The sequence below is a fragment of the Helicobacter sp. NHP19-012 genome (genome assembly GCF_019703325.1).
Lineage (GTDB): Bacteria > Campylobacterota > Campylobacteria > Campylobacterales > Helicobacteraceae > Helicobacter > Helicobacter gastrofelis.
In genome coordinates this window covers 1254362-1280665 of record NZ_AP024819.1, presented here as the reverse complement: position 1 = coordinate 1280665, position 26304 = coordinate 1254362, and the positions used below count along the sequence as shown (strand labels likewise).

The 26304-nt window shown below is 48.7% G+C and carries 31 protein-coding genes and 1 tRNA gene; 10 read left to right on the top strand and 22 right to left on the bottom strand.

Translation table 11 applies throughout. The annotated features are described in order from the left end of the window. Nucleotides 1-66: 66 nt before the first annotated feature. Both hisS and asd read left to right on the top strand, forming a co-directional pair. Nucleotides 67-1374, top strand: a complete 1308-nt coding sequence (gene hisS / locus K6J74_RS06545; protein ID WP_221271557.1) for a histidine--tRNA ligase — start codon at nt 67-69, stop codon at nt 1372-1374. Beyond that, nucleotides 1374-2366, top strand: coding sequence for an aspartate-semialdehyde dehydrogenase (asd, locus tag K6J74_RS06540; protein ID WP_221272620.1), 993 nt, complete (start codon nt 1374-1376; stop codon nt 2364-2366). The genes hisS and asd overlap by 1 nt, the downstream gene beginning before the upstream one ends. Here asd and K6J74_RS06535 read toward each other — a convergent pair. The 5 genes from K6J74_RS06535 to rpsT all read right to left on the bottom strand — a co-directional run bounded on the left by K6J74_RS06535 (nt 2353) and on the right by rpsT (nt 5676). Continuing rightward, the gene (locus K6J74_RS06535) at nt 2353-2856 is read right to left on the bottom strand and encodes a DUF2147 domain-containing protein (protein ID WP_221271555.1); all 504 of its coding nucleotides are present in this window, start codon (nt 2854-2856) and stop codon (nt 2353-2355) included. The genes asd and K6J74_RS06535 overlap by 14 nt on opposite strands. Before the next feature lie 7 nt (nt 2857-2863). Next, the gene (locus K6J74_RS06530) at nt 2864-3358 is read right to left on the bottom strand and encodes a YhcH/YjgK/YiaL family protein (protein ID WP_221271553.1); all 495 of its coding nucleotides are present in this window, start codon (nt 3356-3358) and stop codon (nt 2864-2866) included. Between the two features lie 61 nt (nt 3359-3419). Next, the gene (locus tag K6J74_RS06525) at nt 3420-4328 is read right to left on the bottom strand and encodes an ACP S-malonyltransferase (protein WP_221271551.1); all 909 of its coding nucleotides are present in this window, start codon (nt 4326-4328) and stop codon (nt 3420-3422) included. A 1-nt stretch (nt 4329) separates the two neighbouring features. Beyond that, nucleotides 4330-5397: a peptide chain release factor 1 gene (gene prfA, locus K6J74_RS06520; RefSeq protein WP_221271549.1), complete on the bottom strand. Its 1068-nt coding sequence runs from the start codon at nt 5395-5397 to the stop codon at nt 4330-4332. 3 nt (nt 5398-5400) lie between these two features. Then, entirely contained in the window at nt 5401-5676 is a 276-nt protein-coding gene (gene rpsT, locus K6J74_RS06515) for a 30S ribosomal protein S20 (protein WP_221271547.1), read from the bottom strand. Nucleotides 5677-5755: 79 nt separating this feature from the next. On the opposite strand from rpsT, the gene glmM reads away from it, so the two are divergent. The 3 genes from glmM to K6J74_RS06500 all read left to right on the top strand — a co-directional run bounded on the left by glmM (nt 5756) and on the right by K6J74_RS06500 (nt 7646). Then, nucleotides 5756-7090 (top strand): phosphoglucosamine mutase, encoded by a 1335-nt coding sequence (gene glmM, locus K6J74_RS06510; protein ID WP_221272619.1) that lies wholly within the window; start codon nt 5756-5758, stop codon nt 7088-7090. Further along, the gene (gene lspA, locus K6J74_RS06505; protein WP_221271545.1) at nt 7087-7539 is read left to right on the top strand and encodes a signal peptidase II; all 453 of its coding nucleotides are present in this window, start codon (nt 7087-7089) and stop codon (nt 7537-7539) included. Before glmM ends, lspA begins: the two co-directional genes overlap by 4 nt. A gap of 31 nt (nt 7540-7570) precedes the next feature. Continuing rightward, nucleotides 7571-7646, top strand: a tRNA-Val gene (locus K6J74_RS06500). Between the two features lie 44 nt (nt 7647-7690). On the opposite strand, the gene K6J74_RS06495 is transcribed toward K6J74_RS06500, so the two are convergent. From K6J74_RS06495 to K6J74_RS06470, 9 genes are all read right to left on the bottom strand, one after another. Then, the gene (locus K6J74_RS06495) at nt 7691-8725 is read right to left on the bottom strand and encodes a glycosyltransferase family 9 protein (protein WP_221271543.1); all 1035 of its coding nucleotides are present in this window, start codon (nt 8723-8725) and stop codon (nt 7691-7693) included. A 37-nt stretch (nt 8726-8762) separates the two neighbouring features. Beyond that, complete coding sequence (locus K6J74_RS08740; RefSeq protein WP_260321569.1) at nt 8763-9143, bottom strand: Smr/MutS family protein; 381 nt, start codon at nt 9141-9143, stop codon at nt 8763-8765. Next, entirely contained in the window at nt 9094-10518 is a 1425-nt protein-coding gene (locus K6J74_RS08735) for a MutS-related protein (RefSeq protein WP_260321568.1), read from the bottom strand. Before K6J74_RS08735 ends, K6J74_RS08740 begins: the two co-directional genes overlap by 50 nt. Next, nucleotides 10500-10673 carry a hypothetical protein gene (locus K6J74_RS08730; protein ID WP_260321567.1) on the bottom strand — a complete coding sequence of 58 codons (174 nt, stop codon included), beginning with the start codon at nt 10671-10673 and terminating at the stop codon, nt 10500-10502. Before K6J74_RS08730 ends, K6J74_RS08735 begins: the two co-directional genes overlap by 19 nt. A gap of 131 nt (nt 10674-10804) precedes the next feature. Then, complete coding sequence (locus K6J74_RS08725) at nt 10805-10966, bottom strand: hypothetical protein (RefSeq protein ID WP_260321566.1); 162 nt, start codon at nt 10964-10966, stop codon at nt 10805-10807. Then, a complete protein-coding gene (locus K6J74_RS06485) occupies nt 10963-11304 on the bottom strand; it encodes a hypothetical protein (RefSeq protein ID WP_221271541.1) in 342 nt (113 codons plus the stop codon). The genes K6J74_RS08725 and K6J74_RS06485 overlap by 4 nt, the downstream gene beginning before the upstream one ends. Next, a complete protein-coding gene (gene murC, locus K6J74_RS06480) occupies nt 11301-12635 on the bottom strand; it encodes a UDP-N-acetylmuramate--L-alanine ligase (protein ID WP_221271539.1) in 1335 nt (444 codons plus the stop codon). Before murC ends, K6J74_RS06485 begins: the two co-directional genes overlap by 4 nt. Next, nucleotides 12629-13750: a succinyldiaminopimelate transaminase gene (locus tag K6J74_RS06475; protein WP_221271537.1), complete on the bottom strand. Its 1122-nt coding sequence runs from the start codon at nt 13748-13750 to the stop codon at nt 12629-12631. The genes murC and K6J74_RS06475 overlap by 7 nt, the downstream gene beginning before the upstream one ends. Nucleotides 13751-13786: 36 nt before the next feature. Continuing rightward, nucleotides 13787-13930, bottom strand: a complete 144-nt coding sequence (locus K6J74_RS06470; protein WP_221271536.1) for a hypothetical protein — start codon at nt 13928-13930, stop codon at nt 13787-13789. Here K6J74_RS06470 and K6J74_RS06465 point away from each other — a divergent pair. Further along, nucleotides 13913-14365, top strand: a complete 453-nt coding sequence (locus K6J74_RS06465; RefSeq protein ID WP_260321565.1) for a hypothetical protein — start codon at nt 13913-13915, stop codon at nt 14363-14365. The two genes, K6J74_RS06470 and K6J74_RS06465, sit on opposite strands and share 18 nt — an antisense overlap. After that, nucleotides 14343-15596, top strand: coding sequence for an excinuclease ABC subunit UvrC (locus K6J74_RS06460; protein ID WP_221271534.1), 1254 nt, complete (start codon nt 14343-14345; stop codon nt 15594-15596). The genes K6J74_RS06465 and K6J74_RS06460 overlap by 23 nt, the downstream gene beginning before the upstream one ends. A 3-nt stretch (nt 15597-15599) precedes the next feature. Here K6J74_RS06460 and rbp read toward each other — a convergent pair whose 3' ends face one another. The 3 genes from rbp to secA form a co-directional block, all read right to left on the bottom strand. Next, on the bottom strand, nt 15600-15845 hold the full coding sequence (rbp, locus tag K6J74_RS06455; RefSeq protein WP_053825701.1) for an RNA-binding regulator: 246 nt from the start codon (nt 15843-15845) through the stop codon (nt 15600-15602). Between the two features lie 86 nt (nt 15846-15931). Beyond that, nucleotides 15932-17164: an ABC transporter permease gene (locus K6J74_RS06450; protein WP_221271532.1), complete on the bottom strand. Its 1233-nt coding sequence runs from the start codon at nt 17162-17164 to the stop codon at nt 15932-15934. After that, on the bottom strand, nt 17157-19745 hold the full coding sequence (secA, locus tag K6J74_RS06445; RefSeq protein WP_221272617.1) for a preprotein translocase subunit SecA: 2589 nt from the start codon (nt 19743-19745) through the stop codon (nt 17157-17159). Before secA ends, K6J74_RS06450 begins: the two co-directional genes overlap by 8 nt. 93 nt (nt 19746-19838) lie before the next feature. Between secA and lolA the strand changes: the two genes are divergently transcribed. Both lolA and pseC read left to right on the top strand, forming a co-directional pair. After that, complete coding sequence (lolA, locus tag K6J74_RS06440) at nt 19839-20357, top strand: LolA-like outer membrane lipoprotein chaperone (RefSeq protein WP_221271530.1); 519 nt, start codon at nt 19839-19841, stop codon at nt 20355-20357. Nucleotides 20358-20371: 14 nt separating this feature from the next. Further along, nucleotides 20372-21478, top strand: coding sequence for a UDP-4-amino-4,6-dideoxy-N-acetyl-beta-L-altrosamine transaminase (gene pseC, locus K6J74_RS06435; RefSeq protein WP_221272616.1), 1107 nt, complete (start codon nt 20372-20374; stop codon nt 21476-21478). Nucleotides 21479-21496: 18 nt separating this feature from the next. On the opposite strand, the gene K6J74_RS06430 is transcribed toward pseC, so the two are convergent. Further along, a complete protein-coding gene (locus tag K6J74_RS06430; RefSeq protein WP_221271528.1) occupies nt 21497-21703 on the bottom strand; it encodes a hypothetical protein in 207 nt (68 codons plus the stop codon). Nucleotides 21704-21714: 11 nt separating this feature from the next. Between K6J74_RS06430 and K6J74_RS06425 the strand changes: the two genes are divergently transcribed. Beyond that, entirely contained in the window at nt 21715-22218 is a 504-nt protein-coding gene (locus K6J74_RS06425; protein WP_221271525.1) for a hypothetical protein, read from the top strand. Nucleotides 22219-22223: 5 nt separating this feature from the next. On the opposite strand, the gene K6J74_RS06420 is transcribed toward K6J74_RS06425, so the two are convergent. From K6J74_RS06420 to ribD, 4 genes are read right to left on the bottom strand one after another with little or no spacing between them, the layout of a single operon-like run. Next, complete coding sequence (locus K6J74_RS06420; protein WP_260321564.1) at nt 22224-24332, bottom strand: heavy metal translocating P-type ATPase; 2109 nt, start codon at nt 24330-24332, stop codon at nt 22224-22226. Then, a complete protein-coding gene (locus K6J74_RS08720) occupies nt 24280-24600 on the bottom strand; it encodes a heavy metal translocating P-type ATPase metal-binding domain-containing protein (protein WP_260321563.1) in 321 nt (106 codons plus the stop codon). Before K6J74_RS08720 ends, K6J74_RS06420 begins: the two co-directional genes overlap by 53 nt. Continuing rightward, nucleotides 24593-25300, bottom strand: a complete 708-nt coding sequence (locus tag K6J74_RS06415) for a tRNA1(Val) (adenine(37)-N6)-methyltransferase (RefSeq protein WP_221271523.1) — start codon at nt 25298-25300, stop codon at nt 24593-24595. The genes K6J74_RS08720 and K6J74_RS06415 overlap by 8 nt, the downstream gene beginning before the upstream one ends. After that, nucleotides 25297-26301, bottom strand: a complete 1005-nt coding sequence (gene ribD, locus K6J74_RS06410; RefSeq protein ID WP_260321562.1) for a bifunctional diaminohydroxyphosphoribosylaminopyrimidine deaminase/5-amino-6-(5-phosphoribosylamino)uracil reductase RibD — start codon at nt 26299-26301, stop codon at nt 25297-25299. Before ribD ends, K6J74_RS06415 begins: the two co-directional genes overlap by 4 nt. Nucleotides 26302-26304: the final 3 nt, after the last annotated feature.

The following is a 26304-nucleotide window of genomic DNA, read 5'->3' as shown; positions in this document are numbered from 1 at the left end:
TATATTAAGCTGCCGTTATTATGGATTAATTGCTATAATAACCTCCTATTTGACATAAGGACAGCGATGATCACCCCCAAGACCTTGAGCGGTTTTAAGGACAGACTCCCCAAAGAGGCGATGGCAAAGCAAGCCGTGCTAGAAAAGCTCGCCCGTGTGTTTAAAAGCTTTGGGTTTGTGCCCATTGAAACCCCGCATTTAGAATACGCCCACATCCTCACCCAAGAAGAGGGCGACATCCAAAAAGAAATCTACCTTTTTAAAGACCATGGCAAAAGAGAAGTGGGACTAAGGTTTGATCAAACCATCCCCCTAGCCCGCTTTATCGCCCAGCACCACCACGCCCTAGGTTTGCCCTTTAAACGCTATGCGATCGGCAATGTCTTTAGGGGGGAGCGGGCACAAAAAGGGCGTTATCGCGAATTCACGCAATGCGATTTTGACTTTATCGGCAGCCATAGCCTACTGTGCGATAGCGAGGTGATCCAAGTCATCATTTCTAGCTTAAAAGCCCTAGACTTAGAGGAGTTTTGCGTGTGGATCAATCACCGCAAAATTCTAAACGGGCTGTGCGCCCACTTTGGCTTAAACTCTAGCGAAGAGGTGGTAACCTTCTTAAGGATTGTAGATAAACTCGGCAAGATTGGGCAGGAGGGCGTGCTTTTAGAACTCGGTGAGCATTTTAGCCAAGACTTTAAACCCCTTTTACAGATTTTAAACACCAAGCAAGAGGAGGAGTGCGCCGAGTTCTTTAAAAGCGTGGCGCATTTAAAAGAGCTGCACCCCTTAGTTAAAGAGGGGCTAGAGGAGCTAGAAAACTTGTTTAGCTTGCTCTTAAGTTTAGAGATCGACCCTGAGCATTTTAGGGTGGACTTTTCTATCGCTAGGGGGCTTGGTTATTACACGGGGATCATTTACGAAACCACGCTGAGCCAACTCACAAGTTTAGGCAGTGTCTGCTCGGGGGGGCGTTACGACAATTTAGCTAGGAGCTTTAGCACCCAAAATCTGCCCGGCGTGGGGGCATCTATCGGGCTAGATCGCTTGCTAGTCGCACTAGAGGAGTTGGAATTGGTGGAAAACAAGTCCACGAGCGCAAGGGTTTTAGTGGTGTGCATGCAAGCCGAGCACTTTGCCTATGCAAGCCAAATCGCTCAAAAGTTCCGCCAAAGCGAGATCAACACCGAGCTATACCCCGAGATCGAAAAATTAAAAAAGCCCTTCAGCTACGCCAACCATAAGGGGCATGAGTTCGTGGTGGTGCTCGGTGAAGAGGAAGTTAAAAAGGAGAGTTTAACCTTAAAAAACATGACAACGGGCGTGCAATTCAACCATTTGAGTTTTTTAAGGGCTCTTAGCATGGTGAGCGAATGATGAAAACCTATAACATTGCCCTAGTGGGCGCAAGCGGAGCGGTGGGTGCGGAGCTGATTAGTATTTTAGAAGAAATAAATTTTCCTATCGGGCGTTTTTTGCCCCTTGTGAGCGTGCGCAGTGCAGGGCAGAAAATCCATGCCTTCAGCCAAGAATACACCTTACAAGAAGCCACGCCTAAGAGTTTTGAGGGGGTGGATATCGCCTTTTTTAGCGCAGGCTCTAAGGTGAGCGAGCAGCTAGCCCCTATGGCGGCACAGGCGGGGGCGGTGGTGATCGACAACACAAGCTTTTTTCGCCTTGAACCTGAAGTGCCTTTAGTGGTGCCCGAAGTGAACCCCAACGATTTAGCCCATTGTTCGAAAAATATCATCTCTAACCCAAATTGCTCCACCATCCAAATGGTGCAAGTGCTAAACCCCCTGCATAGAGCCTTTGGGATCGAGCGCGTTGAGGTGAGCACTTACCAAGCCGCTAGCGGGGCGGGCAAAAGGGGCTTAGAAGAGTTGAAGGCGCAAATGGCTGGCAGCACCCACGCACAAGTCTTTCCCCACCCACTAGCCTTAAATGTGATCCCCCAAATTGACATTTTCATGCCAAATGGATACACCAAAGAAGAGTTAAAAATGGTGCGCGAAACGCATAAAATCATGCACGCTAGCTTTGCCATCAGTGCCACTTGTGTGCGGGTGCCCGTGTTAAGAAGCCACAGCGAGAGCATCAGCATCCGCTTTAAAAATCCCGTGAGCGCTAAAGAAGCGCAAGAAGTCTTGAAAAATGCACCTAATATTGTTTTAGTAGATAACCCCGAGCAAAAACTCTACCCCATGCCCATCACCGCCACAAGCACAGACCAAACCTTTGTAGGTAGGGTGCGCGCTGATCTCTTCGATCCGCACAGCTTGCACTTATGGTGTGTCGCCGATCAGTTGCGAGTGGGTGCAGCCACGAATGCCGTTAGAATCGCCCTAGAGTGGATCAAGACCCACTAGGAAGCTGTTTAAGAGTCTGCAAGACCCCTGAAAAGTCGGGCTTTTTGATGCCTCGCTCTTTTAAGTAGGTTTCATCCACCTTTTTCCAAATAAAAGTCTTGCCAAAGAACCCCCGCCGATCGAGGCTGGGCAAGAACTTTAAATCTCCGTTTTTCTTTTGGTGGATTTGCACATAGTAGGTGCGCCCATCGTAGAAGTTGTAGGCTCTACCATTTTTATAGGTGTTGTCGCACACACGGGTCAAGCCATATAAAAACACCACGCCCTTGTCGCTACGCTCCCTTAGCGCGGGGTCTTTGTTGTAAATGTCCTTTCTAGCGGGCGAGCCGTCCGTATTGGCGATCCCGTAGGCGTAGTAATGATCGCCGTATTTAAAAAACTCCACATAAGAGCTTTTCATGTATAAAAAGGCTTGGGTTTTGTAAATCCCATCCAAAGTTTCTGCCAACAAAGGCAAGCTTAAGCCAACAATAAAAAATAAATGCTTCATAAAAACTCTACAGCTTGAATTTAATGAGACTGGCAGGGACTTTCACCACAACCTTATAGATAAGACCGGGTTTTTTGGCTTCGGTGGTGTGGGCATCGTTGGGGAATAAGATTGCAAGCATCCCTGCGTGCAAGGGCACTTGGTAGCATAGGCTGTTGTGGGTGTAGGTTTCTTGGTCTTTCTCGGGGTTGTAGGGGGTAAGCACGCTTAAGTCCGTCTTGTCGGCAAGGTGTAAAATCTCACCGCCCATCACCACCAACGAGAAATCCACGCATTCTTTATGTGTTTCAAGCGTGCCTAGCTCGGGGCTGTAGACGATCTCAATCGCACACATCCCGCTCCCCAACTCTTTGACCATGGAACTTGCCTGCCTTTGTAATAGGGCTTGGCAAGAGGGGTGTTTGGGGTCGCAAATTTGTTTTAAGTAGGTATAAAGGTTCTCTAACTCTTGGGTTTTAGAAAACAAACTCGCTAAGGAGTCTAATTTACCGATCACCGCCATTGTCTCTCCGAAATCTCAATTAGTGTATAACTTTAGTAAAAAAGCCTAAACAAAGGGCAACTTAAACCGACAAAGCTTCTTTTAAGGTGGTGGTGTCGGTGATGCTGTAAGTGGGCTTGGAACTTAGGCGTTTATTCAAATTTTTTAACACGCTTGTACCAAACTCCACATAAAAAGAGTCTTCCTTTTCACACACGCTGACACAATCGCTGTAACGCACGGGCTGTGTGAGTTGCACGCCTAGACACTCCAAAGCCCCCGCCTTGTCCCTATAGACTTGGGTTGTGGCGTTAGACACCACGCCAAAGCTGTAGCTGTCTTTTAAATGTTGCTCTAGAAGGGCTTTAAAAGGGGCGACCATTGGCTCTAAAAGGGGGCAATGGCTCACGACATTCATGGGCAGTAAGACTAATTTTTTTGCCCCAAAGCTCTTGGACTCTAGGCTTTGTAAATACGCCTTCGCCCCAGCGAGCACAACCTGCCCCCCGTTAAAGTTGGCAGCATAAAGCACCTGCCCGCCCTCTCTAGCCTGCAAACAAAACGCCTCTAATAGGGCAATGTCCGCCCCCAAAACCGCTAACATGCCCATCTCTTGCCCTAATTTAACGCACACCTCCTCCATCAAACGCCCCCTTTCAAACACAAGCTTTAGGCCATGCTCTAAATCCAAAGCCCCACTTGCCCCATTGGCGCTAATCTCACCCAAAGAATGCCCTAGGGCTAGCTGTGGGCTTTTGCCTCCCTCTTGCTGATAGATCGCATAAGCCATCATAGACACTAAAAAAATGGCACTTTGGGTGTAGGCACTTTGGCTAAGTAGGGGGTTTTCACTCCAAAGCAGTTTTGCCATGTCCGTGTGGAGCTGATCGCTCGCCTTTTCACACATTTGTTTAGCAAGACTAAAGTTATGGCATAGGTCCTGCCCCATGCCGATATGCTGTGAGCCTTGCCCGCCAAAAAGTGCTACCATATTACTCTCCTTGTTGCTCTAAGCCCTGCGCCTGTGCGTGGGCGATCAAAGGCTCGATCACGGGGTCTAAATTGCCCGAGAGCATCAACTCCTCAAGGCTGTATAAAGTCAAGTTAATGCGGTGATCGCTTAGGCGGTTTTGTGGGTAGTTGTAGGTGCGAATCCGCTCGCTTCGATCCCCACTGCCCACCTGCATTTTACGGCTGGCGGAGTTGGCCTCTTGTTGCTCCTCAATCTGCTTTTCATACAAGCGGGCTTTTAAAATCTTTAACGCCTTGTCGCGGTTTTTGTGTTGCGACTTCTCATCTTGCATAGAAACGCTGATCCCGGTGGGCACATGCGTGATTCTCACGGCGGAGTCGGTCGTATTCACACACTGCCCGCCATGCCCACCCGCTCTAAAGACTTCAATGCGTAGGTCGCTTGGGTTGATATTCACCTCCACATCATCCACTTCGGGCATGATCGCCACAGTAACGGCAGAAGTGTGGATACGCCCTTGCGACTCGGTTTCAGGCACTCTTTGCACCCTATGCGTGCCTGCCTCAAATTTCAGCCTTGAATACACGCCCTGCCCCTTGATTAGGGCAATCATTTCTTTATACCCGCCCACGCTGTTTTCACTCGAGCTTACGATCTCCACCTTCCAGTGCTTCAAGTCGGCGTAACGGCAATAGGCTCTAAACAAATCGCCCACGAAAATCCCCGCCTCATCGCCCCCCGTGCCCGCTCTTAACTCTAAATAAATGTTTTTATTGTCGTTGGGGTCTTTGGGGATCAGCAAGATTTTTATGCGTTCCTCTAGGCTCTCTTTCTCCTCTTCTAGGGTTTTGAGTTCCTCTTTGGCAAGTTCGCCTAACTCTTTATCCTCTAGCAGGGCTTTGTTTTCTTGGATGCCCTCTAAAATCTGTAGGTAGGCTTTAGCGGCTTGGGCGAGCTCCTCAATGCCCGCCTGCTCTTTGCTTAAGGCGGTGAGTTGCTTAATGTCGCCTAAAATTTCGGGTTGAGTGAGAGAGTGGGCGAGTGCATCGTAGCGATCCACGATCGCCTGCAGTTTGTTAGACAGCACAGCTTAGGCGGTGGCTAGGACGATCTTTTTCACGCTGGCGTTTAGGCGGGACACTTTCCTAGAAGCGGTGTTTTTCTTTAGAACCCCTTTGCTGACAAACTTATGCAATTCTTTGTTTGCCACTTTCAAAGCGTCTTGGGCTTTAGGCACATCGTGGCTGGCAACGGCTTCTCTCACGGCTTTAATGATATTTTTAATGCGTGTTTTGTAAAAGCGGTTACGCTCGGTGCGTTTAATGGTTTGGCGAATCCTTTTTTCGGCGGATTTATGGTTAGCCACTACTTAATCCTTTTATCAAAAATAATATGGCAGGATTCTATCTAAAAAAGCATTAAAGACTGATTAAATGGGACAAGGCATGGTTTTTGGCACGGATGGGGTGCGGGGCAAGGCGGGCGTGGAGATCACGCCCATGTTTGTAATGCGTCTTGGCATCGCCGCTGGGCTTCACTTCAAAGAGCAGGCCACGAGCAATAAAATTTTAGTGGGCAAGGACACGCGCAGGAGTGGGTATATGATTGAAAACGCCCTTGTGAGCGCCCTAACTTCTGTGGGCTATGATGTGATGCAAATCGGGCCTATGCCCACACCAGCCATTGCGTTTTTAACCGAGAACATGCGCTGCGATGCGGGGGTGATGATCAGTGCGAGCCACAACCCTTTTGAAGACAATGGCATTAAGTTTTTTGACCGCTTCGGGGATAAACTCCAAAAACAGAGCGAAGAGCAGATTGAAAAAATCTTTAGCGATACAGAACGCTTAGAAAATAGCTGTCAGTGTGGCGTGGCGATCGGCAGTTCTAAACGCATTGACGATGTCATCGGGCGTTACATCGTGCATTTAAAAAACTCTTTCCCCAAACATTTAAGTTTGCAGGGCATGCGCATTGTCATAGACACGGCAAACGGGGCGGGCTATAAAGTCGCCCCTATTGTCTTTAGCGAGCTAGGCGCAGATGTGATTGTGATTAACGATGAGCCCAACGGGAGCAACATCAACGCCCAGTGCGGCGCACTCTACCCCTTGGAGCTCAGTCAAGAAGTCAAACGCTACCGCGCAGATTTAGGCATCGCTTTAGATGGGGACGCGGATCGGCTCGTGGTGGTGGATAATGCGGGCGAAGTGGTGCATGGCGATAAGCTGATCGGGGTTTTAGCCACCTACCAACAACAACAAGAAAAACTCGCCCACGATAAAATCGTGGTTACGACTATGAGTAATTTAGCCTTGCAAGCCTATTTAGAAAAACAAGGCATTTCTTTAGTCCGTTGTGGTGTGGGCGATAAACTCGTGCGTAAAAGCATGCAAGAGCATAAAATCAACTTCGGAGGGGAGCAAAGCGGACACATCATTTTTGGCGACTATGCCAAAACGGGCGATGGGATCATGAGTGCCTTGCAAGTGGCTGCGTGTGTGATTGAGAGCAAGAAGCCTAGCAATAAGGTGCTAAACCCCTTTGAGCTGCACCCGCAAATCCTAGAAAATGTGCGCATCAAGCACAAAAAACCCTTAGAGCAAATCCCCGGCTTTAACGAGCTCATCGGTAGCCTAGAGCAAGAGGGTTTGCGCCATTTGATCCGCTACTCGGGCACAGAGAATATTTTACGCATTTTGCTAGAAGGGGAGCAACAAGCCCATTTAGAGAAAAGGGCGCAAGAGTTGCAGGCGTTTTTTAAAGAGCATTTGACTTGAAGGGGGCTTTAAAATTTTGGCTAGTCTTTGGCTTAGCCATTATCGCCGACCAAATTGTCAAGCAATTTATCTTACACGGCGTACGCTATGAAGGCCCCGTGATCTCTATTGTGCTTGCCTATAATGAAGGCGTGGCGTTCTCCATGCTCCACTTCTTAGGGGCGTGGCTCAAATACCTACAAGTGGTCTTGCTTGTGGGACTTGGGGTGTTTTTGTGGCAACAAAAGGCGTTTTTTAAAGAAAACGCCCTGCCTTTTGGCTTGATTTTGGGGGCGGGGGCTTCTAATGTGCTCGATCGCTTCGTGCATGGACATGTGATCGATTATGTCTATTGGCATTATAAATTTGACTTTGCGATCTTCAACCTTGCCGATGTGCTGATAGATGTAGGCGTGGGGCTTTTGATTTTAAAGAGCTTTAAGGCAAAAGACAAACAAAGTAAGGTATAATGCTCGCTTTTATCAACCCCTACAAAGTTATGGTCGCGTAGCTCAGTTGGTAGAGCACTACCTTGACATGGTAGTGGTCGTTGGTTCGAGTCCAATCGTGGCCACCATTTTTAAATCTTGCTTGCACCAAGTTTCTCTTGTTTATTGAAGCCTAGTTCTTTAGTTGTTTTTGGATAAATGTAATGATTTGCTCTAGAATCTCAGGGATTTTGATTAAGGACGAGTCCATGTCTTGCGTGGCGTCTATGGCGTGAGGCATAAAAGCCAAATGTTTGGTAGGTGCATTGATGGGTTGCCACCGCAGAGCGGCTGTAGTGGAAGGGTAAAAGGCGCAAGTGGGGATGTCTAAGGCGGAGGCTAGGTGCAAAGGTCCCGTGGATGCTGAGATGAAAAACTGAGCGCACGCCAAAGAGCGGGCAAAGTCGAGCATGCCCTCGTTTTTGTCGTAGATAATGGTATTGGGGTGGTTGATTTTTTGGGCAAGTTCTTTGGTGTTTTGGCTCTCATTAGGTCCTGCACTTAAAATCACTTGTATCTTTAAACCCTCCAAAAGCCCCCTTATAAGTTTTACCCATTGGCTGCTAGAAAGATTGGGTGAGGAGCCTCCCGTGCCCGTGTGGACAAATACCCACGCCTTGCTAGGATCTAATTTTAATTCCTGCACCAATTTATCCGCTTGGACTTTGATTTCTGAGTCTGTGAAACCTAGATAGGGCGAGCCTTTGGGCTCGACAACAGGGATATTTTGCAAGGCAAGAAAATGTCTAGCTAAATCAAGATTGTAAGCAAACTCCTGTTTAATGGAGAGAGAACGGCGTTGGCGTAGGCGGTGGGTTTGGAAAAAGTATGGGATGAGCTTCGTGGCGGGGGCCAAACGAAAGGGGATCCCCGCTTTGTAAAATAAAAAAGCATTGTAGATAGTGGAGAAAAAGCTGATGACGGCGGGGAAGTGATGCGCCTTGATGTCCTCTAGGGTCTGTTTTTTGGCTTTTCTGCTGGCATAGCGACCTGCGTCCACCACCACGCCGTCTAAATAGGGGCAATGGCGGGCAAGCTCGGCTGTGTAGCTGGGCACAAGTGCAATGAGCTTGGTCTGTGGCATGGAAGCTTTAAGCATGGCAAAGGCAGGCCACGCCAGGACAAAATCGCCTAATTTATCATTGCGTACAACTAACAGCTTATCCATGTGAGTTCCTTTTTGATGATAGTTAATTTAATGAAATCTATATCTTCACAACCTGTGCCCCAGAGCCGCCTAAATTGTAGGGGGCATCGCTAAAGTCTAGGACTTTGGGGTGTTTTTTAAGCCACTCTCTTAAAGCGCTTCGTAAAATCCCCTTGCCCTTGCCATGCACGATCAACACCTCTTCAAAGCCCGCTAAAAGGGCGTTTGCTAAGAAGTCTTGGGCTTGCTCTAGGGCTTCTTGGGTGTCTAGCCCGCATAAATCTAAACGCATTTGCCCTTTGGCTTGGGGTTTTTGCTTGATTTGCACTTGGGGGCTTGGGGCTTTAGGCTTGGGTTTTAGCTTTAAAGCCTCTGCTTTGACTTTAATTTTAAGCCCATTTTCTAGGGCAACGCTGTAAAGCCCTGTGCTCACCGCCACAATCTCCCCGCTTAACTTGCCATAGGCTACAAAGTCGCCCACTTCTAGGCTCTTGTTTTCGTGAGGGGTGGGGGGCTTTGGGGCGTTGTAGACTCTTTTGGATGGCTTGGATTTGCTGGTGGGCGTGGCTGGTGTTGTGGCTTTGGCTAAACTCTCTAATCGCCTCTTGCATTTGCTTTAAGGCTTGGCTGTAGCTTTGCTCTAGGGCGTGTTGTTCTTGCTCTCTTTGCTTTTGTGCCTCTTGGATTTTTCTTAGCTTTTCTTGGTAGCCTCTTTCGTGGGCTTCTTTGGCTTCTTGTAATTCTTGTTGCTTGGCTTGCAATTCTTGCTCTAGCACGCAGGTGCGTTCGATCAAGGCGTTTAAGTTCTCTTGCTCGGTGCCATAAAGCTCTTTAGCCTCTGCGACAAGCTCAAGGGGCACGCCATAACGCAAGGCGGTTTCAAAGGCGTAACTTTTGCCAATGAGCCCAGCGGTGAAGGTGTAGGTGGGCATTTGGGCGTTGTGGTCGTAATTGGCGGCTAAGAGTTGCACGGCGGGGTTCTTGGCTAAAAGCAGGGCTAGGTGTTTGTGGTGGGTCGTTACCACGATTTTCGCCCCCTCTTTGATGAGCTTTTCTAAAAGGGCTTTGTAAAGGCAACTTGCCTCAGATGCGTCTGTGCCTAGCTCAATTTCGTCTATGCCCAGCAAAAGATTAGGGGTGTTTAGGGCGTGGGCAAAGTCGAGCATGCGCCCGGCAAAAGTAGAGATGTCATTTTGGCTGTTTTGTGGGTCGCTGATGATGGCTTGGATGTTTTCAATGTAGGGGATTTTAGAGTGGTGGGGGTTGATTTTAAAGGGCAGGAAGTGTTTAGCCAGCCACACGCTGGCAAGCAGGGATTTTAACAGCATGGTCTTGCCCCCCGTATTCACGCCTGTAACGAGTAACAAAGGGTGGTTAAAATCCACGCTCAAGGGTTTGGGCTCTTTTAAATTCGGGTGGGCGAAGTCTTTTAAGATGAATTGCCCGCTGACATTGGGCTTGATGAAGTTTAGCCCCAAACTTTTAGCAAAGCTAATGCGTGCTTGCAGGTGGTCTAAGTAGTCAAATTGCTTGTCAAAGAAACGCAAAAAGAGATATAGGGGGCGTAGTTTTGTGCTCCATAGGGTGCAGATTTGTTGCAAGCAGTTTTCTATCTCGGTGCGGGTTTCTTGGATTTTATGGCTTAAGGTTTTTGCCTCCAAAGGCTCGATGTAGAATTGTCCGCTGTGCGAGCGGGCAATCACTATGCCCTTAAACACGCTAGAAAAGCCGGGCTTAAGCAGCAGGGTTTCAATGCCTTGCACCAAATGCACTTGGCGATCGACTAAATAGGGCTCTAAAGACTTTTGCCCCAAAATTTGGCTAAAGATTTTTTGTTGGGATTTTTTAGGCGCTCTAAGCTCTCTTGCTGTGCGTCTAGCTCGGGGTAAAACCCACTTTTAAAGCCCACTTCCTCTTGCATTTGGGTTTCTAATTGCAACAACTCTTGGGGGATGTTTAGCTCTTGCAAATAGGCGTAAAGGGTGGGAGATTTGGGGGGACTTGCTTTTTAGGCGTAAAAAATAGCGGGTGATTTGGATAAAGGCAAACAACGCCTCCAAATGCAACACCCCACCTTTTTTAAGGATTTTAAAGGCTCGTTTAAGGGGGCAGGGGTGGGGGTGGGGCAAGCTCTAAGCTCTCTAACTCTTGCAAATGTGCCCATGTGTGCTCGGGGAAGTTAAAGGCAATGTCTTTAGGGCGGGCTAGAAAGCGTTTGAACTGCTCTAAAAAGGGGGCTAAATCTAGCTTAGTGGCGATCATGGGGTGTTTTTACAGCTTTGCAAATCCACAAGCACGCCTTGCATGGGGGTGTTTTGTTTGCCTAGAAAACTTAAAGTCCCACTCACTAGGCTAAAATCCTTTTGGCTCACCTTCACCCCATTGCAATCCAGCACCACGCCCCTTAAAAACTCCCTTTGCAGGGCAACTTGCTCTTTATTGATTAAATCTTGCTGGTAGGTGTAAATCCCTAGCCCTGTGGCAAGTGTGCCTAAAAATAGCACCACTAAGATTTTTTGCTTAAAGCCCCGCCCAAAAAAGTCTTTGAGCAAAAACCACAATAAAACAAGGACTAAACCTAAAACAATCCACCCGCTCATAAATCCCCCCTAAGTTGCATGGTGATGTCGCCCGCCCCAAAGCCGATGGCAAGCCCCTTGTTAAGGGTGCGGATTTTCACCCCTTGCACGAACAGCTCTAACCCCTCTTTGCTCCGCCAAAGGCGGTCTATAAAAGTGGGTTGCAAATGCCCGAACAAGGCTTGCATGTCTAGCTCTCTAGGGGTTTCGCCCGCCCGCCACACGGGCAAGATGTAAAGCTGGCTGACGATGGGGTGGTTAAAGCACTCTTGAAAGCCCTTTAAATTGTCAAACAAGCGGGAGTATTTATGCGGTTGCCAAAACACCACCGCGTCTTTGAGCCCCTTTAAGTCGGCGTAGGTTTGCAGAGCCTGCAGGGTGGCGGCGATTTCTGTGGGGTGGTGGGCGTAGTCGTCTATGAGTACAAAGTTGCCCTTTTGCAAGATGTCAAAGCGTTTTTTAATGCCCTTGAAGTCCAAAAGGTTTTTTCTTAACTCCTCTAGGGGCAGTTCGTTTAAGGCGGCTAAAATCGCTAGGCTGGCGTTGCTGGCGGTGTGTGTGCCTAGCCCCCACACTTCAAATTTGCCATAATCTTTTAGGGTGAAACGGGTGTAGGGCTCGTCCTCTTTTAAAAAGTATTCGATTTGGCTGATGTCCTTAGCGGGGTCTAGGCGGATGGCTTCTAGCTCTAAGCCCTTTAAAAAGGGGTCTTCTACATTGATGACACGCCTTTGTGCCATTTGTATAAAGTCTGTGTAAGCCTGATAAAACGCCTTTAAATCGTAGTCATACCCCTCTAAATGCTCCACCTCAGCGTTAGTAACCAACGCACAATAGGGGTTGGAGCTTAAAAAGCTTTGATCCGACTCGTCTGCTTCAAACACCAAACTAGGGCTTTGGCTCTCTCTCACATTTGAGCCAAAGGCTTTAGACGCTGCCCCGATGATTGCGCCAAAATGGGGCAATAAGGCGGCTAGCATGGCACTTGTCGTGCTCTTGCCATGTGCTCCGCACACACTAAACACCCTCTTATCGCCCAAAATATACTCTAGTGCTCGCTTGCGTGAGAGGATCACGCAATTTTTCTCCATCGCCGCCACGATTTCGACATTATCCACCTTGATGATGGCAGAGTGGATCACCACCTCTTGGTCGGTGAGTGCGCTCGGGTTGTGGGGGATAGTGATAGGGATACCCAAACTCTCTAGGTAGTCGGTGATGTAACTTTTGGCGATGTCCGAGCCGCTGATCACCGCCCCTTGTGCCTTTAAATACTTGGCTAACCCCGAAATGCCAATCCCCCCGATGCCGATGAAGTGGATTTTATAGGTGTGGATGGGGCGATCTAGCATAAATAGCTATCTAGGGCGTTTTTAAGGGCGTTTAGGGCGGGGGCTAGGCTCTCAGGGGCATACACCAAAGCCACCCGCACAAAGTCCTTTGTGTGTGGGCTATTGCCATAGCCTAGAAAGTCCCCGGGTAGGACTTTTATCCCCTCAGTGGTGTAAAGGTGCTTGGTAAATTCTTGCCCCTCGCGCACCTCCAGCCACACATAAAAGCTTGTGGGATAAATTGGCACGCCCAAAATCTCTTGGGCGAGGTTTAGGTTTTTGGCGTAAATATGGCGGATGTGCTCTTGGGATTTTAAGTCTAGCCAGCCTACGGCACTGGCGTGTTGCAATGGTAGGGGCAAGGCACAACCGCTGTAACTTCTAAAGACTTGGTAGGGCTTTAAAATAGTAGCGTCCCCGGCAATGTAGGCACTTCTAAGCCCCGGTGCGCTTAAAGTCTTAGAGAGGGAGTTGATGGCAAGGACATTTTTAAAATCTGTGTTGCCCACTTCCATGCACGCTTGCAAGATCGAAGGGGGGGGCGTTTGGGCGTAAATGTTGCTGTAACACTCGTCATTGACTAAGAGAAAATCCTCGTCAAGGGCTTTTAGCACCCACTCTTTCAACTCTTCTAAGTCTAAAGTCCGCCCTGTGGGGTTGTTGGGCGAGTTTAAGATGACTAAATCCGCCTCTTGCTCTAAAGTGGGCGTGAAGTTATTTTCTGGGCTTAAATCCATCAAGACCACCTGAGCGCGCGCCACCCGTGCACTAGCTAAATACACTTGATAAAAGGGATTGGCAAAAGCCATAATGGGAGCTTCTTTGTCGTGTAGGTAGAAAATAGGCAGGCTAAAGAGCACTTCTTTAGAGCCAAAGGTGGGGATGATTTGCTCTTTAGACAGCTCCACACCAAAGCGTTTTTTCACAAACGCCATTTGTGCCTCTTTTAAAAAATCCTCCCCACTGCTTTTAGGGTAAAAGCGTAATTCTTGCGTGTGGGCTTTTAAGGTTTCTTGCACACTAAGGGGGGTTTCAAACTGCGGTTCACCGATGGACAAATCTAAGGGGGCATTTGCCCCCCTCTTGCAGTCTTTCAATAGCTCTCGTAGGCGCTCAAAGGGGTAGGGCTCAAACATACAATTCTCCACTAAAAACGCCCATTATACCTAAATCTACTCCTCTTGGATGGTGTGCTTGGTCGTGGGGGCTTGGGGCTTTGTGGCGGGGGGTTTGTTGGTCTTGTAAAAAGGCGGGGCTTTAAAGCCACAGCCGGATAGCAAACATGCTAAAATACATACATGAAAGACGCGCAACATATCTTCTCCCAACTTTTGCAACGACCCGACTTCACCCTCCTAAAAGTGCGCCTGCAACTTGATAAATTAAAATTGTATTTACCCGATGGCATTCGGGTCGGTTTGCGCTCCATTGTAATGAAAAATTCTAAACTCTTGCTTGTCTTCAAGCACCCAAGCGCTTACAATTACTTCAACGGGCAAAAGGGCCACTTCGCCCCCACCCTCTTAAACGCTGCACAAAAGCTAGATATACCCATCAAGCCCACAGAAGTGCAGGGCTATTTGCCAAGGCGTATCCAACAAAGCTTTGAAACCACGCCCCCCAAACTCTACTACCACGAGCGCGCTAGGGGCGACTTTGAAAACCCCTTTAAAGACCCTGAGCTAAGAGCCATTTTAGAAAATATCCGCACTTGCATTAAAAAGCACCATGCAAGCACAGAGCCTAAGTAATCTCCCCACCACAAGCGGGGTGTATTTGTATTTTGATGCTAAAGATAATTTGCTCTATGTGGGCAAAGCCAAGAATTTACAAAAACGTGTTTTGAGTTACTTTAAGGTGCAAGGCGCACAGGTTACCCCCAATCCTAAAAATAGCGTCCGCATACAACGGATGGTGAGCCAAATCGCCTATTTGCAAGTGCAAACCACACATAGCGAAGAAGAAGCCCTGCTGTTAGAAAACAAACTCATTAAAACCAAACAACCCAAATACAATATCCTCTTAAAAGACTCCAAAACCTACCCCTACATTTGTATCGATTTACGCAAACCCTACCCCACCTTGGAGCGCACAAGAGAGCCCCTAGAGGGGCACAAGTGCTTTGGCCCCTTTAGCCTAGCCTCTTTAGAGCTCTTAGAGAGTGTGCAAAGTTTGATCCCCCTAGTGCAAAGCAAGAGCTGTTTAAAGGGCAAAAAGCCCTGCATTTTTCACCAAATGGGGCGTTGTTTAGCCCCTTGCAGTGGCAAAGTGAGCCCACAAGATTATGCCCCCCTTGTTAAAGAAGCCCTAGACCTACTAGAACATAAAGATAAATTATGTGCTCGGCTTAAAGAACGCATGCGTATCCTAGCCACGCAAGAGCGTTTTGAAGAGGCGGCGATTTTTAGGGATTATTTGCAAGTGGTGCAAACCTTGCTAAAACGCACAGAACAACCCGAAGTGCAAATGGGGCTTGCCTTGCAAGAGCTCTTGGAGCTTAGCAAACCGCCTAAACGCATTGAGGTGTTTGATGTGAGCCACCATGCCCAAAGTGCGTGCGTGGGGGGGATGGTCGTGTGGTCTAGGGGCAAGTGGCTTAAAAGCGCGTATCGGCGCTACAGCCTTGCAGGCACAGACGAATACGCCCAAATGCACGAAATGCTAGAAAGACGCATAAAACAAGGGGGCTTGCCCGATTTATGGCTCTTAGATGGCGGGCGCGCCCAAGCCCTGCTGGCTACACAGATTTTAGAAAGTTTGGGGGTTAGTGTGGCGGTCATCGCTTTGGCGAAAGAAAAGGCGCACAAGCGGGCTAAGCGGGGGGGAGGGGATGTGGCGGATGTCATCTATAGTGTTTCGCAGACTTGGAAGCTAAAGGCGCAGGATGTGCGGCTGCAATTTTTACAAAATTTGAGAGACGAAGCACACCGCTTTGCGCTCGCCTACCATAGGCTCAAAAAGCGCAAAGCCTTTTTGGGTTAGGGTTTATTTACGGGGGTTTGCCTCAGTAACCCGAATGGTGCGTCCCATAAAATCCGTGTTGTCTAACTTGGCGATGGCTTGCTGTGCGCCCTCGTCTTCCATTTCCACAAAGCCAAACCCTTTAGGTCTTTTGGTTTCGCGATCCTGGATCAACTTCACAGAGTTTACAGCACCAAATTGGCTAAAGAGTTCCTCAACCTCCTGATTTGTTGCGCTATAAACCAAATTCCCTACATAAATGTTCTTCAAGGCGTTTCTCCACTAGATTTAGTCCTGTTAAAATAAACGAGGAACGAGCTCATTCTAACACAAAGCAACTTAATAATGGTAAATGACTACTCATTACGCAAAATCGCCAATGCATCTACACCTGCCGCCTTGCGGGCTGGATAGTGCGATGATAGGGCGACAATCACAAGCGCACCAATGAGGGTGCTGAAAAAATCCACAGCCGACAAATCTAGGGGCAGTCTGTTAATGCCATAAACATCGGCGGGTAGGGAGATGATGGGAAAGGTGGCAAGCACCCACAGCACTAAAAAGGCTAGGAGCACGCCTAGCACAATCCCCCCCACGCCAATCACTGAGCCCAAAGCAAAAAAGCTCTTTTGGATTTCTTTAGTGGTTGCACCAAGACTAAGCAGTAAGGCGATCTCTTTACGGCGGTTCATCACCACCATTAACAGCGAGCTGATGATATTGAGGCTTGCCATGAGGATGATCAGCATCAACACAATGAAAAGGGCGCGCTTTTCTAAAGCCATGGCCGAAAAGAAGTTGCCATTTTGTTGCCACCAGCCCTCAATGTCCACGCCATTGTTAGGGATTTCTTTAAGGGTTTGTTTGATCTTCTCCATGTCTTGCATGGGGTGCTTAGAGTAAATGTGCACGCCATCATACACCCCCTCGGGCAAATCCCTAATCGCTTGCAAAGCTTGTATGTTCGTGTATAAATAACTGCCATCATAGGCTTTAAGCCCCGATTCAAAAAAGCCCTTCAAGCTAAAGCGTTTCATGGTTGGGGAGAGCACAAAACCCGTGGGCTCTAACTTGGTGAAAAATAAATCAATGCTGTGTGTGTTGCCTAAAAGTAGCGAGTCTTTAAAGCCCTTGCCTGCCACCAAATTAAAGGGGGTTTGCCTGAAAGCTTGTAAATTGACCCCATTTAAGCCTTTTTTTAAAATGTTGTTGATCTGCACCTCTTTTTGCATGTCCACGCCAAAGAGCATACCCCCACTTAACATGCCATTAAAGCGCGCCACGACTTGGCTTTGCAAATAGGGGCTAAAGCGTAAGTGCGGGAAGCGCTGCTCTAGGGCGTTTAAGGTCTTTTGCTCTATGCCATAGTAGCTTGTGGCGTAGAGCGTGAGCGGGTAGTTCATCACAAAGAGTTTCTTTTCAAACTCTGCATTCATACCATTCATGATCGCCATGGCCACGATGAGCACCATCACCCCCACCGCCACCCCCAAAAAGGCTAGAATCGCGGTGATGCTAATGAAAGGTTGGGTCTTGTCAAAGCGCAAATAGCGGCGCACCAAAAACGCCACTAACGAAGTGCTAGGCATCCGTGGGTTTGTTGTTAGTGGCAAAAATGCCTTTTTTAGGTCCGCTCTTGCCATGGCAATTTTTATATTTCTTGCCGCTGCCGCAAGGGCAAGGGCTGTTGCGGGCGATGGTCTTGGGCTTGGTCTCGTTCCAACTGTTTAGCCCCTCCTCAATGTCTTGGTTGTTGAAGTTCAGCTCTAGTTGGTCGCCCTCTAGACCACTTAAAAAGCGCTCGGTGTCCTCTGGGGTGTTGGCGACCAGCTCAAGTTTATAAAAGGTGCGGATCGCCTCTATTTTAATGGAGTCGATGAGTTCTAAAAAGAGGTTGTAACTCTCTTTTTTATACTCCACTAAGGGGTCTTTTTGGTTATAGCCTCGAAGCCCAATGCCCGTTTTTAAGTTGTCCATCGTGTAGAGATGTTCGCGCCACGCGTTGTCCAGTATCTGCAGATACACCACCCGCTCGATTTTATTCAAATCCTGCACATGCGCCATTTTGGAGGCATACTCTGCCTCTAGAGCCTCTAAAATGAAGTTTTCCACAGAGACAAAATCGCGCTCTTGCAGGGGGGTAAAGTCAATAGTGGTGTTGAAGTCCTCTTGCAAGGCTTGCTTGGCGTTTTCTAAATCCTCGTCTGAAAAGTCCTGTTCTTTAAAGGCTTGGTTGTTCTCTAAAATGCACGCCACAGCATATTGGCGGTTCTCGGCAATGCGTGCGCCGATGTCGTAGTTTTCATCCAAAAGCTCGTTGCGGAATTTATACACCGTCTTGCGCTGCTCGTTGGCGACATCGTCGTATTCTAGTAGGTGTTTGCGGCTCTCAAAATGCAGAGCCTCTACTTTCTTTTGGGCGTTCTCCACAGAGCGGGTTACTAATTTAGACTCGATGTATTCGCCATCTTGTAGACCGAGTTTCTCCATCACCCCCTTGATGCGATCGCTGCCAAAGATTCTAAGCAAGCCATCCTCAAGACTCAAATAAAATTGGCTCACCCCCGGATCGCCCTGCCTGCCAGAACGCCCCCTTAGCTGGTTGTCGATCCTACGGCTTTCATGCCGCTCGGTGCCGATGATGTAAAGCCCGCCCAAGTCTTTGATCTCTTGGCTGATCTTAATGTCCACGCCCCGCCCTGCCATGTTCGTGGCGATCGTTACCGCCCCCTTAAGCCCCGCATCTTTGATGATCTCGGCTTCTTTGGTGTGCTGTTTGGCGTTTAGCACCGTGTGGGGGATGCGCTCTTTTTGGAGTAGAGCGTGCAAAGCCTCGCTCTTTTGGATGCTCGCCGTGCCGACCAAAACGGGCTGACCTATTTTGTGCAACTCTTTAATCTTAGCCACCACCGCTTCAAACTTCTCCCGCTCGCTTTTATAGATGAGGTCGTTTAAATCCTTGCGCTGGATGGGTAAATTCGTAGGCACAGACACGACTTCTAAATTATAAATTTCTAAAAACTCGGTCGCCTCTGTCTGCGCTGTGCCTGTCATGCCTGAGAGTTTATCATACAATCTAAAGTAGTTTTGAAAAGTGATGTCGGCTAAAGTTTGGCTCTCCTCTTTGATACCAACCTTTTCTTTCGCCTCTAGGGCTTGGTGCAAGCCCTCGCTAAAACGTCTGCCCTCACTCAAACGCCCCGTAAATTCATCCACAATCACCACCTCCCCATTGGCGACTACATAATCCTTATCCCGTGCAAAGAGATAATGCGCTTTAAGGGCTTGATCGAGGTGGTGGGATAAAATCGCATTTTCCAAGCTGTAAAGATTGTCCACGCCAAAGAGCTCTTCTGCCTTTTTAATGCCCTCTTCGGTGATTAAAATCACGCGGTTTTTTTCATCAATCGTAAAATCCACCTCAACTTGCATGTTCTTAGCGACATTGTCCGCCCTTTCGTAATTCTCCATGCGTTTATTCACGGGGCCAGAGATGATTAAGGGCGTGCGGGCCTCATCGATCAAAATCGAATCCACCTCATCCACAATCGCAAAGGCGTGTTCTTTCTGCACCTTTTGCTCTAGGGAGTATTTCATGTTGTCTCTTAGATAGTCAAAGCCAAATTCGTTATTCGTGCCATAGACAATGTCATTTGCGTAAATCTCAAGCCGCTCTTCATCACCCACGCCCCCCGTAACCACCCCCACGCTGTAACCCAAAAAGTTATACAAGGGTTGCATTTGGGTCGCGTCCCTTTGGGCAAGGTAGTCATTCACCGTTACCACATGCACGCTGTGTCCGCCAAGAGCATTCAGGGCAACCGCTAAAGTCGCCACTAAAGTTTTGCCCTCGCCTGTTTTCATCTCGGCGATTTTACCCTCGTGCAAGACCATCCCCCCAATGAGCTGCACATCAAAGTGGCGCATGCCTAAAATCCGCCTAGAAGCCTCCCTAGTGATCGCAAAACTCAAGGGCAAAACCTCTTGTAAGTCCTTCTCTCCCTTTTGCACCGCCTCTTTCAAGCCAAAAAAGCGTTGTTGCAATGCGTCATCGCTTAAGGCCTGCACTTCAGCCTCTAGGGCGTTGATCTCTGCCACCCGTTTTTGGTAGCGTTTGATCTCTCGTTGGTTCTTTGTGCCTATAATTTTACCCAGCACGGTTTTTATCATTCCAAGCATCCCTCAAATCCCAAGGATAATGTCTTTTTGCATAAGTGCAAATTTTAACAAAATTTTGTAAAATTCCCCATAAAAAGAGAGTACATGCGCGCCTATCTGTTTGTCCTTTGTTTCCAGTTTTTAGTTTCTGCTCCCTTGCAGTTTGCTAGCCTAAGCGCCCACTTTAAGCAGGTGGTGCTGGGCACAACCCCCTCGCCCATCAATCCCACCTATGAGGGGCAAATTTTAGCCAAGATCCCCTTTTTTGCTAGGTGGAGCTACACCAAGCCCAGCCCTAAAGAGGTCTATATGCAGGACAAGCAAGTCATCATCTACGAGCCAAGATTACTACAAGCCACCTATACGAAATTAAACAAAGCCCTAAATTTCTTTGCCATCCTTAAAAAAGCCGAGCGGCAAAAAGACGGGCGTTACAAAGCCAAGATCAACCACACCATCTACTACCTGACCCTAAAAAACGGCTTGCCCTATAAACTCAACTACACCGATAAAATGCAAAGCCAAGTTCAGATCACTTTTAGCCAAGTGAAAACAAACATCCCCCTAGCCCCTAGCCTCTTTCAATTTACCCCCCCCGCCGGCATTGAAATCATCAAGCAATAGGAATTTTCTTGGCAATCAACCCCTACAGCACACAATGTATCGACACAGACGACTTAAAAGCGGTGCAACAAGCCTTGCAAGGGGCGCATTTGGCGCAGGGCCCTTTAGTGGAGAAGTTTGAAAGGGCGTTGGCGGATTACTTGGGCGTAAAGCATGTCGTGGTTTGCACGAACGCCACGAGTGCGCTTTTCATGCTCTATCAGGCATTAGACTTAGCCCACTCTAAAGCCATCACCACGCCCCTAAGTTTTGTGGCGACCACGAACATGCTCTTAGCGACCAAAGCCACACCCATTTTTTGCGACATCGGACAAGATGGCAACATTGACCCCGCACTTTTAGAAAATTGTTTGCAAGAGGGAGTGAAGGCTGTGGTGAGCGTGGATTACGGGGGGGCGAGCGTGGATATTCCTGCCATTAAAGCCTTTTGCGCTAGGCATGGCTTGCTTTTTATCAGTGATAGCTCACACGCCTTTGGGGGGGCGTATGCGGGCGTGAAAATCGGTGCGCTTGCCGATGCGAGCGTGTTTAGCTTCCACGCCATTAAATCCATCACCACCGCCGAGGGCGGGGCAGTTGCCACGAACGACCACGCTCTTTATCAGCGGCTCAAACTGCTCATCTCCCACGGAGTGGAAAAAGACGGCTGGGACACACAGGTGCAGACTTTGGGTTTTAACTTCCGCATGAATGAATTACAAGCTGCTTTGGGGCTAAGCCAGCTTAAAAAAGTGGATACCTTCATCGCTAAAAGAGAAGAAATTGCTTGCTTGTATGACAACTTGTTTAAAGACAACCCCTATTTTACTTGTTTGCACGCCAAATTAAGCCCCAAAGTTAAAAGTGCCAACCATTTATACCCCATTTTGCTAAAGCCCTTTTTGTGGGGGCGAAAAACCCAAATCTTAGACGCACTTTTACAAGCCCAAATGGGCGTGCAGGTGCACTACAAGCCCATACACACCTTTAAACTCTATGAAAATCTACTAGGCAAGCAGTCCCTACCTAAAGCCGAGAGTTTCTATAAAGCTGAAATCTCTTTACCCTGCCACCAAAAAATGAGTTTAGCTCTTGCTAAGCACACCGCCCAAACTTTATTGGAGATTTTGGGGGGGTTTTGAGCGTATTTTAAGAGTGATTTAAAAAATCATGTGCCACAATCCACAATCCACAATCCACAATCCACAATCCACAATCCACAATCCACAATCCACAATCCACAATCCACAATCCACAATCCACAATCCACAATCCACAATCCACAATCCACAATCCACAATCCACAATCCACAATCCACAATCTTGAGGACTGGCATTAGTGGGTGGATGCGGTAAAAATCTGTCAAAGGAGTTTTTCATGGCAAAAATCACAAGTCTAGAAGGGTATGCTAAACCCGGAAGTGTTTTATATTGTGATATACGCTTTTGGGTTGCACATTCGGGTATTTATATTGGGGATAATCTCATCGCAGAAGTAACCGACAAGGATGGCAAGGCTTACATCAGATATGCCCACCCCCGCCACTTTTTAACGCGCCTAGAGGATGAAAGAGATGGCAAGCTTAAAGAGGGCGGAAAAATTTATATTGCCTGTGGCAAAGATGGTAATTTGCTTGGCTTAGAAAAAGTAGCTCAAAGAGCTAGAACAGCTGTTGAAAGCGCAGGGAGTAGAGCAAGAGGCAAAGAATACGCGTGGTTTCCCATAGATGATTCTGAGTTGAATTGTCATAAATTCAGCGCAGGGTGCTTACTGGGCAATTTTAAAAATGATTGTGGGAGCTTTGAAAAACTTAAGGAAGCCATCCGCAAGACTTACGGCGAATTTAAATGGATTGATGTGGAGATCGGGGCTAACTCTTAATTTATTTACAAGCGCAATCTAAAGCTGTTAGCCACCACCAAGAGCGAGCTAAGCCCCATGCCAACAGCAGCAATTAGGGGTGTGATCGCGCCGCACAGGGCTAGGGGGATAAAAAGGGCGTTGTAAAGCGCGCTGATGGCGAGGTTTTGTTTGATGCGCTGGTGGGTGCTTTTGGCTACATTGAAGGCGATTTGCACCCCCTCTAGACTGTTGTTGAGCAAGATAATGTCGCTATAAAGCAGGCTCAAGTCATGCCCCTCGTGCATGCACATAGACACTTGGCTTGTAGCGAGGCTCGCCGTGTCGTTCAAGCCATCGCCCACCATCACCACGACCTCCTTTTGTGCTAGGGCACTTTGCACATGCGCTAATTTTTCTTGCGGGCTTAAAGGGGCAAAACAGGGCAAATCTAACTCTTTAGCAATCTTAAACACGCTAGGCGAGCCATCCCCGCTTAAAATAGCGATCTTTAACCTTATAGACTTTAAGCCTTGCACCACTTCTAGGGCTTGGGGCTTTAAACTTGCCTGCAAGCTAAAACTCGCCTTTAATTTGCGATCCACGCTGTAGACAAAGTCCGCCTTTAAATCCCCCACCGCCACGCCCTTACTTTCTAAATACGCCACCGACCCGCCATGCAAGATATGCCCCCCGCAACGCGCTTCAAGCCCGCCGTTTTCTTGTTTGAGGTTTTCTACGAGGGCGGGCTGTGCCTGCTCTTTAAAGAAAGCACATAAACTCTTGGCAATGGGATGAGGGTTGTGCCACAGCAAGCCCAAAAGTTGCCCCAAATCATAGGGGGCGTGTGTGCTGCGGCTTTGCACTTGCAATAAACTCTTAGTGAGCGTGCCCGTCTTGTCTAAAAATAAAGTGCTTGCCTTGGCTAGGCTTTCTAAACTGCTGTTTTTCTTAAACAAAACCCCCTTTTTAAAAGCGGCGTTGCTGCCTAGCACCAAGGCAATGGGCGCAGCCAAAGCAAAGGCGCAGGGGCAGGCGACCACGACTACGCTCATCGCCACAAAAAAGCCCTGCGCTATGCTTGCCATAAACGCCCAAAAGACAAAGCCCAGCCCTGCGAGTGCGAGCACCGCCGTGCTAAAATAGCGGGCGAGTTTGTCCGCCCTCTCTTGCAATTTGGGCTTTTCTAAAAAGCTTTTTTGCACGAGCTCCACCATTTGACTTAAAAACGAGGCTTTAAAGGGCGCGCCCACCCTGTAGGTGAAAGCCCCCGACAAATTGACACAACCCGAGAGCACGCTTTGCCCTTTTTCTAAAGTGGTCGGCAAACTCTCCCCATTAAAGGCTTGGGTGCTCACTTCTGCGTTTTCACTCTCTAGCACGCCATCAAGCGCCACACACTCCCCGGGCAAGACCTCCACCAGTGCACCCACCTCTATGTCCTGCGGGTCTTTGAGCACCCTTTTAATTTGCCCCTCCTCAAGCTCAACCACCGCCACCTGCAAGGGTAGGGCACTTTGCAGGCTGTCTAATAGAGCGTTGGCGCGGTGCTTGGCTTTAAGCTCTAAAAATTTAGAAAGATACACCAAGGTGATGAGCATGCTCACCGACTCAAAATAAGGGCGCGCCCCGCTAAAGGTGGCGTAAATGGAGTAAAGATACACGCCCAGTGCGCCCACGCTCACACTGAGATCCATGCCCACCACGCCGTGTTTTAAGCCATAAAACGCCCCTTTTAAAAACACCGCCCCCGTGATGAAAAGCGCAAGCGAGGCGAGCGCCCACGAGGCGATGTGCAGCTTAAACGCCATATGTATGTCCATGCCCGAAAAGTAGCCCGCATAGTCGGCGATGGCAATGAACATGATATTCATGCTGGCAAACACCCCCACTACAAGGGCGATGAAGGCTTTTTCTTGTTGCTTTTTGGCGTGGTTGTCTTGCACCCTAGGGTCATACACTTGCGCCTGATAGCCGATCGCCGCCACCGCATCTAAAATGGCGGCGATGTCGATTTCTGTTGGCTCAAAGCGCACAAACGCCCGCTGCGTGGTGTAATTGGTCTGCACGCCATAAATGCCTTTTTGTTTCAAAAGTACATGCTCAATGAGCCACACACAGGCGGCGCAATGGATGTTCTCCAGCAGCAGCGCCACTTCTAGTAGCCCATTTTCTAGGGGCGTGGTGAATTTGTCTAAAAAGGCTTTGGAGCTGTAATGCTCCTTGGCGTGGGCTTTGGGGGGCGATGGGGGCTAGGGGTTTTGCGCCTAATTTGTCGTAAAAGCTCTCTAGTTGCAGGTCGTGCAAAAGCGTATAAACCTGCTTGCAGCCCGCACAGCAAAAGACAAGGGGGGGGGTGTTTTCCTGCTCTAAGGTTAAAACTTCGTTTTGGCAGGGCAGTTTACAATGGGTGCAATTAGGCAAGGGAGGCCTTGATGCTGTGGGTTTTAAATTTTTCATAGATGTGTGCCACCTCGGGGGTGTTGTCTTGTTGGTTTTTGGAGTTGTGCGTGATTAAGGGCGGGTCTATCCTTAAATAGCTCTTGCTGTTTTTTCTCGCGGCACATAAAATTAAACTCGCCTTGTGGTTTTTAAAGGGATGGACGAAGCGTAGCAGGGCGGGCTTTAACTTGGCTTGTTGCAAGGCAGCAAGCAGGCTATCGGCGAGGCTGGCGTGGTAGCAGAGCACAAAGTAGCCCTGTGGTTTTAACAGCTGTGCGGCTTTGGCGCAAAAGTCTAACAAGGGCAAGTAGCTTTGGTTGGTGGCTTGGGCTTTTTGGCTATGCGGGCTTTTGAGGCTGTTTTTGGGGTAGTAGGGGGGATTGGAGAGCACCACGGCGTAAGAATTGGGCTCTAGGGGGCAATTTAAAAAGTCGCTGTGGTGCACTCTAGCGTGGGGGGCGTTTTGGCAATTGAGCCGTGCAAAAAATGCCATTTCATAATCGATCTCCACCAAATCTAGGGGGTTTTTAAACTCCCTAGCGCAAAGCAGCCCCACCACCCCGCAGCCCGCCCCGATGTCTAAGAGCTTATCGCCCCTTTTAATAAAAGGCGTGGCAAAGTGGGCTAAAAACAAGCTCGTGCTGTTGTAGGCGTAGCCCTTGAGGGGCTGGTAAAATCTCATGCCAACCACGCCAACATGTCCTGCCCTAAAATTTGGCTATGCAAGGGTTTAAAGTTTTGGGTGCAGTGGTGGGCTAGCCCTTGCGTCCCTTCTTGCAAACTAGCGTTGGTGTGGATTAAGAGCATATCGATGTAATTGCGCAAGCTCTCAAAGAGCCCCCACCCACCCTCAAGGACATTAAAGCCTTGTTGTAAGGGCAGTTGCTCCACCTCGTGGCACACCTGCACTTTGCGCCCTTTCACGCCAAAAAGGGGGATACTCAAATCAAGGGGGGTGGTGTCCCTTGTTAAAATGGCGACATGGCATAAGCCCTCATAGGGCGGGGTGGCAAGGCGGGCGTTTAAGGTGGGGCGATCGGTGCGGACACTCTTGCCTGAAATGATGAGGTGATTTGCGATGGTGCGCTGGTTATGGGTAAAAATTTGGCTCTCTTGCCCTGAGATTTTGCCCAAATAAGAGCCATCTAGCCTTGTGGCGATTTTAAAGAGATTAAACGCCCCCTTGTTCTCTAGGCACATAAAGGGGGTGAGTAGGTCATTGCAGGGCTTTTCAAGCACTCCGCTTAAAACTTCTATGCCCGTTTGTTTGAGACGCTTTAAACCCCCACTAGCCTTTGCGCTGGTCTCTAGTGCGCCCACCACCACCCTTTTAGGGCGCACTTGCTCTAAAAGTGCGGCGCAGGGGGGTGTTTTGCCAAAGTGGTTGCAAGGCTCTAGGGTCACAACGAGGGTGCAATCTTTAAAAAGCCCGCTGTGGTTTTGGGCAAGAAAGCGGTAGTTGGCTTCTTTGTCTAGGGGGTCTAGGTGGGCTGGGTAGGGCGTGGAGCTTAGGGCGTTGAAGGCTTGTCTTAGGGCTAAAACTTCAGCATGCGGGGTGTGGGCTTTGGTGTGGGCTTGTAGGGCAAGCACTTCATTAGTAGGGCTAAGCAGGGCGCACGCCACGCTGGGGTTGGGTAGGGCTAAAGTCTGGCTCTGCCATGCGCGCTCTATGCACGCACGCATCAC

Excerpts from the sequence above, each read along its gene's own strand:
- hisS (WP_221271557.1), top strand. The coding sequence starts at position 67 with ATGATCACCCCCAAGACCTTGAGCGGTTTTAAGGACAGACTCCCCAAA.
- asd (WP_221272620.1), top strand. The coding sequence starts at position 1,374 with ATGAAAACCTATAACATTGCCCTAGTGGGCGCAAGCGGAGCGGTGGGT.
- K6J74_RS06535 (WP_221271555.1), bottom strand. The coding sequence starts at position 2,856 with ATGAAGCATTTATTTTTTATTGTTGGCTTAAGCTTGCCTTTGTTGGCA.
- K6J74_RS06530 (WP_221271553.1), bottom strand. The coding sequence starts at position 3,358 with ATGGCGGTGATCGGTAAATTAGACTCCTTAGCGAGTTTGTTTTCTAAA.
- K6J74_RS06525 (WP_221271551.1), bottom strand. The coding sequence starts at position 4,328 with ATGGTAGCACTTTTTGGCGGGCAAGGCTCACAGCATATCGGCATGGGG.
- glmM (WP_221272619.1), top strand. The coding sequence starts at position 5,756 with ATGGTTTTTGGCACGGATGGGGTGCGGGGCAAGGCGGGCGTGGAGATC.
- K6J74_RS06495 (WP_221271543.1), bottom strand. The coding sequence starts at position 8,725 with ATGGATAAGCTGTTAGTTGTACGCAATGATAAATTAGGCGATTTTGTC.
- K6J74_RS08725 (WP_260321566.1), bottom strand. The coding sequence starts at position 10,966 with ATGATCGCCACTAAGCTAGATTTAGCCCCCTTTTTAGAGCAGTTCAAA.
- K6J74_RS06485 (WP_221271541.1), bottom strand. The coding sequence starts at position 11,304 with ATGAGCGGGTGGATTGTTTTAGGTTTAGTCCTTGTTTTATTGTGGTTT.
- murC (WP_221271539.1), bottom strand. The coding sequence starts at position 12,635 with ATGCTAGATCGCCCCATCCACACCTATAAAATCCACTTCATCGGCATC.
- K6J74_RS06475 (WP_221271537.1), bottom strand. The coding sequence starts at position 13,750 with ATGTTTGAGCCCTACCCCTTTGAGCGCCTACGAGAGCTATTGAAAGAC.
- K6J74_RS06465 (WP_260321565.1), top strand. The coding sequence starts at position 13,913 with ATGAAAGACGCGCAACATATCTTCTCCCAACTTTTGCAACGACCCGAC.
- K6J74_RS06470 (WP_221271536.1), bottom strand. The coding sequence starts at position 13,930 with ATGTTGCGCGTCTTTCATGTATGTATTTTAGCATGTTTGCTATCCGGC.
- K6J74_RS06460 (WP_221271534.1), top strand. The coding sequence starts at position 14,343 with ATGCAAGCACAGAGCCTAAGTAATCTCCCCACCACAAGCGGGGTGTAT.
- K6J74_RS06450 (WP_221271532.1), bottom strand. The coding sequence starts at position 17,164 with ATGCCTAGCACTTCGTTAGTGGCGTTTTTGGTGCGCCGCTATTTGCGC.
- secA (WP_221272617.1), bottom strand. The coding sequence starts at position 19,745 with ATGATAAAAACCGTGCTGGGTAAAATTATAGGCACAAAGAACCAACGA.
- lolA (WP_221271530.1), top strand. The coding sequence starts at position 19,839 with ATGCGCGCCTATCTGTTTGTCCTTTGTTTCCAGTTTTTAGTTTCTGCT.
- K6J74_RS06425 (WP_221271525.1), top strand. The coding sequence starts at position 21,715 with ATGGCAAAAATCACAAGTCTAGAAGGGTATGCTAAACCCGGAAGTGTT.
- K6J74_RS06415 (WP_221271523.1), bottom strand. The coding sequence starts at position 25,300 with ATGAGATTTTACCAGCCCCTCAAGGGCTACGCCTACAACAGCACGAGC.
- ribD (WP_260321562.1), bottom strand. The coding sequence starts at position 26,301 with ATGCGTGCGTGCATAGAGCGCGCATGGCAGAGCCAGACTTTAGCCCTA.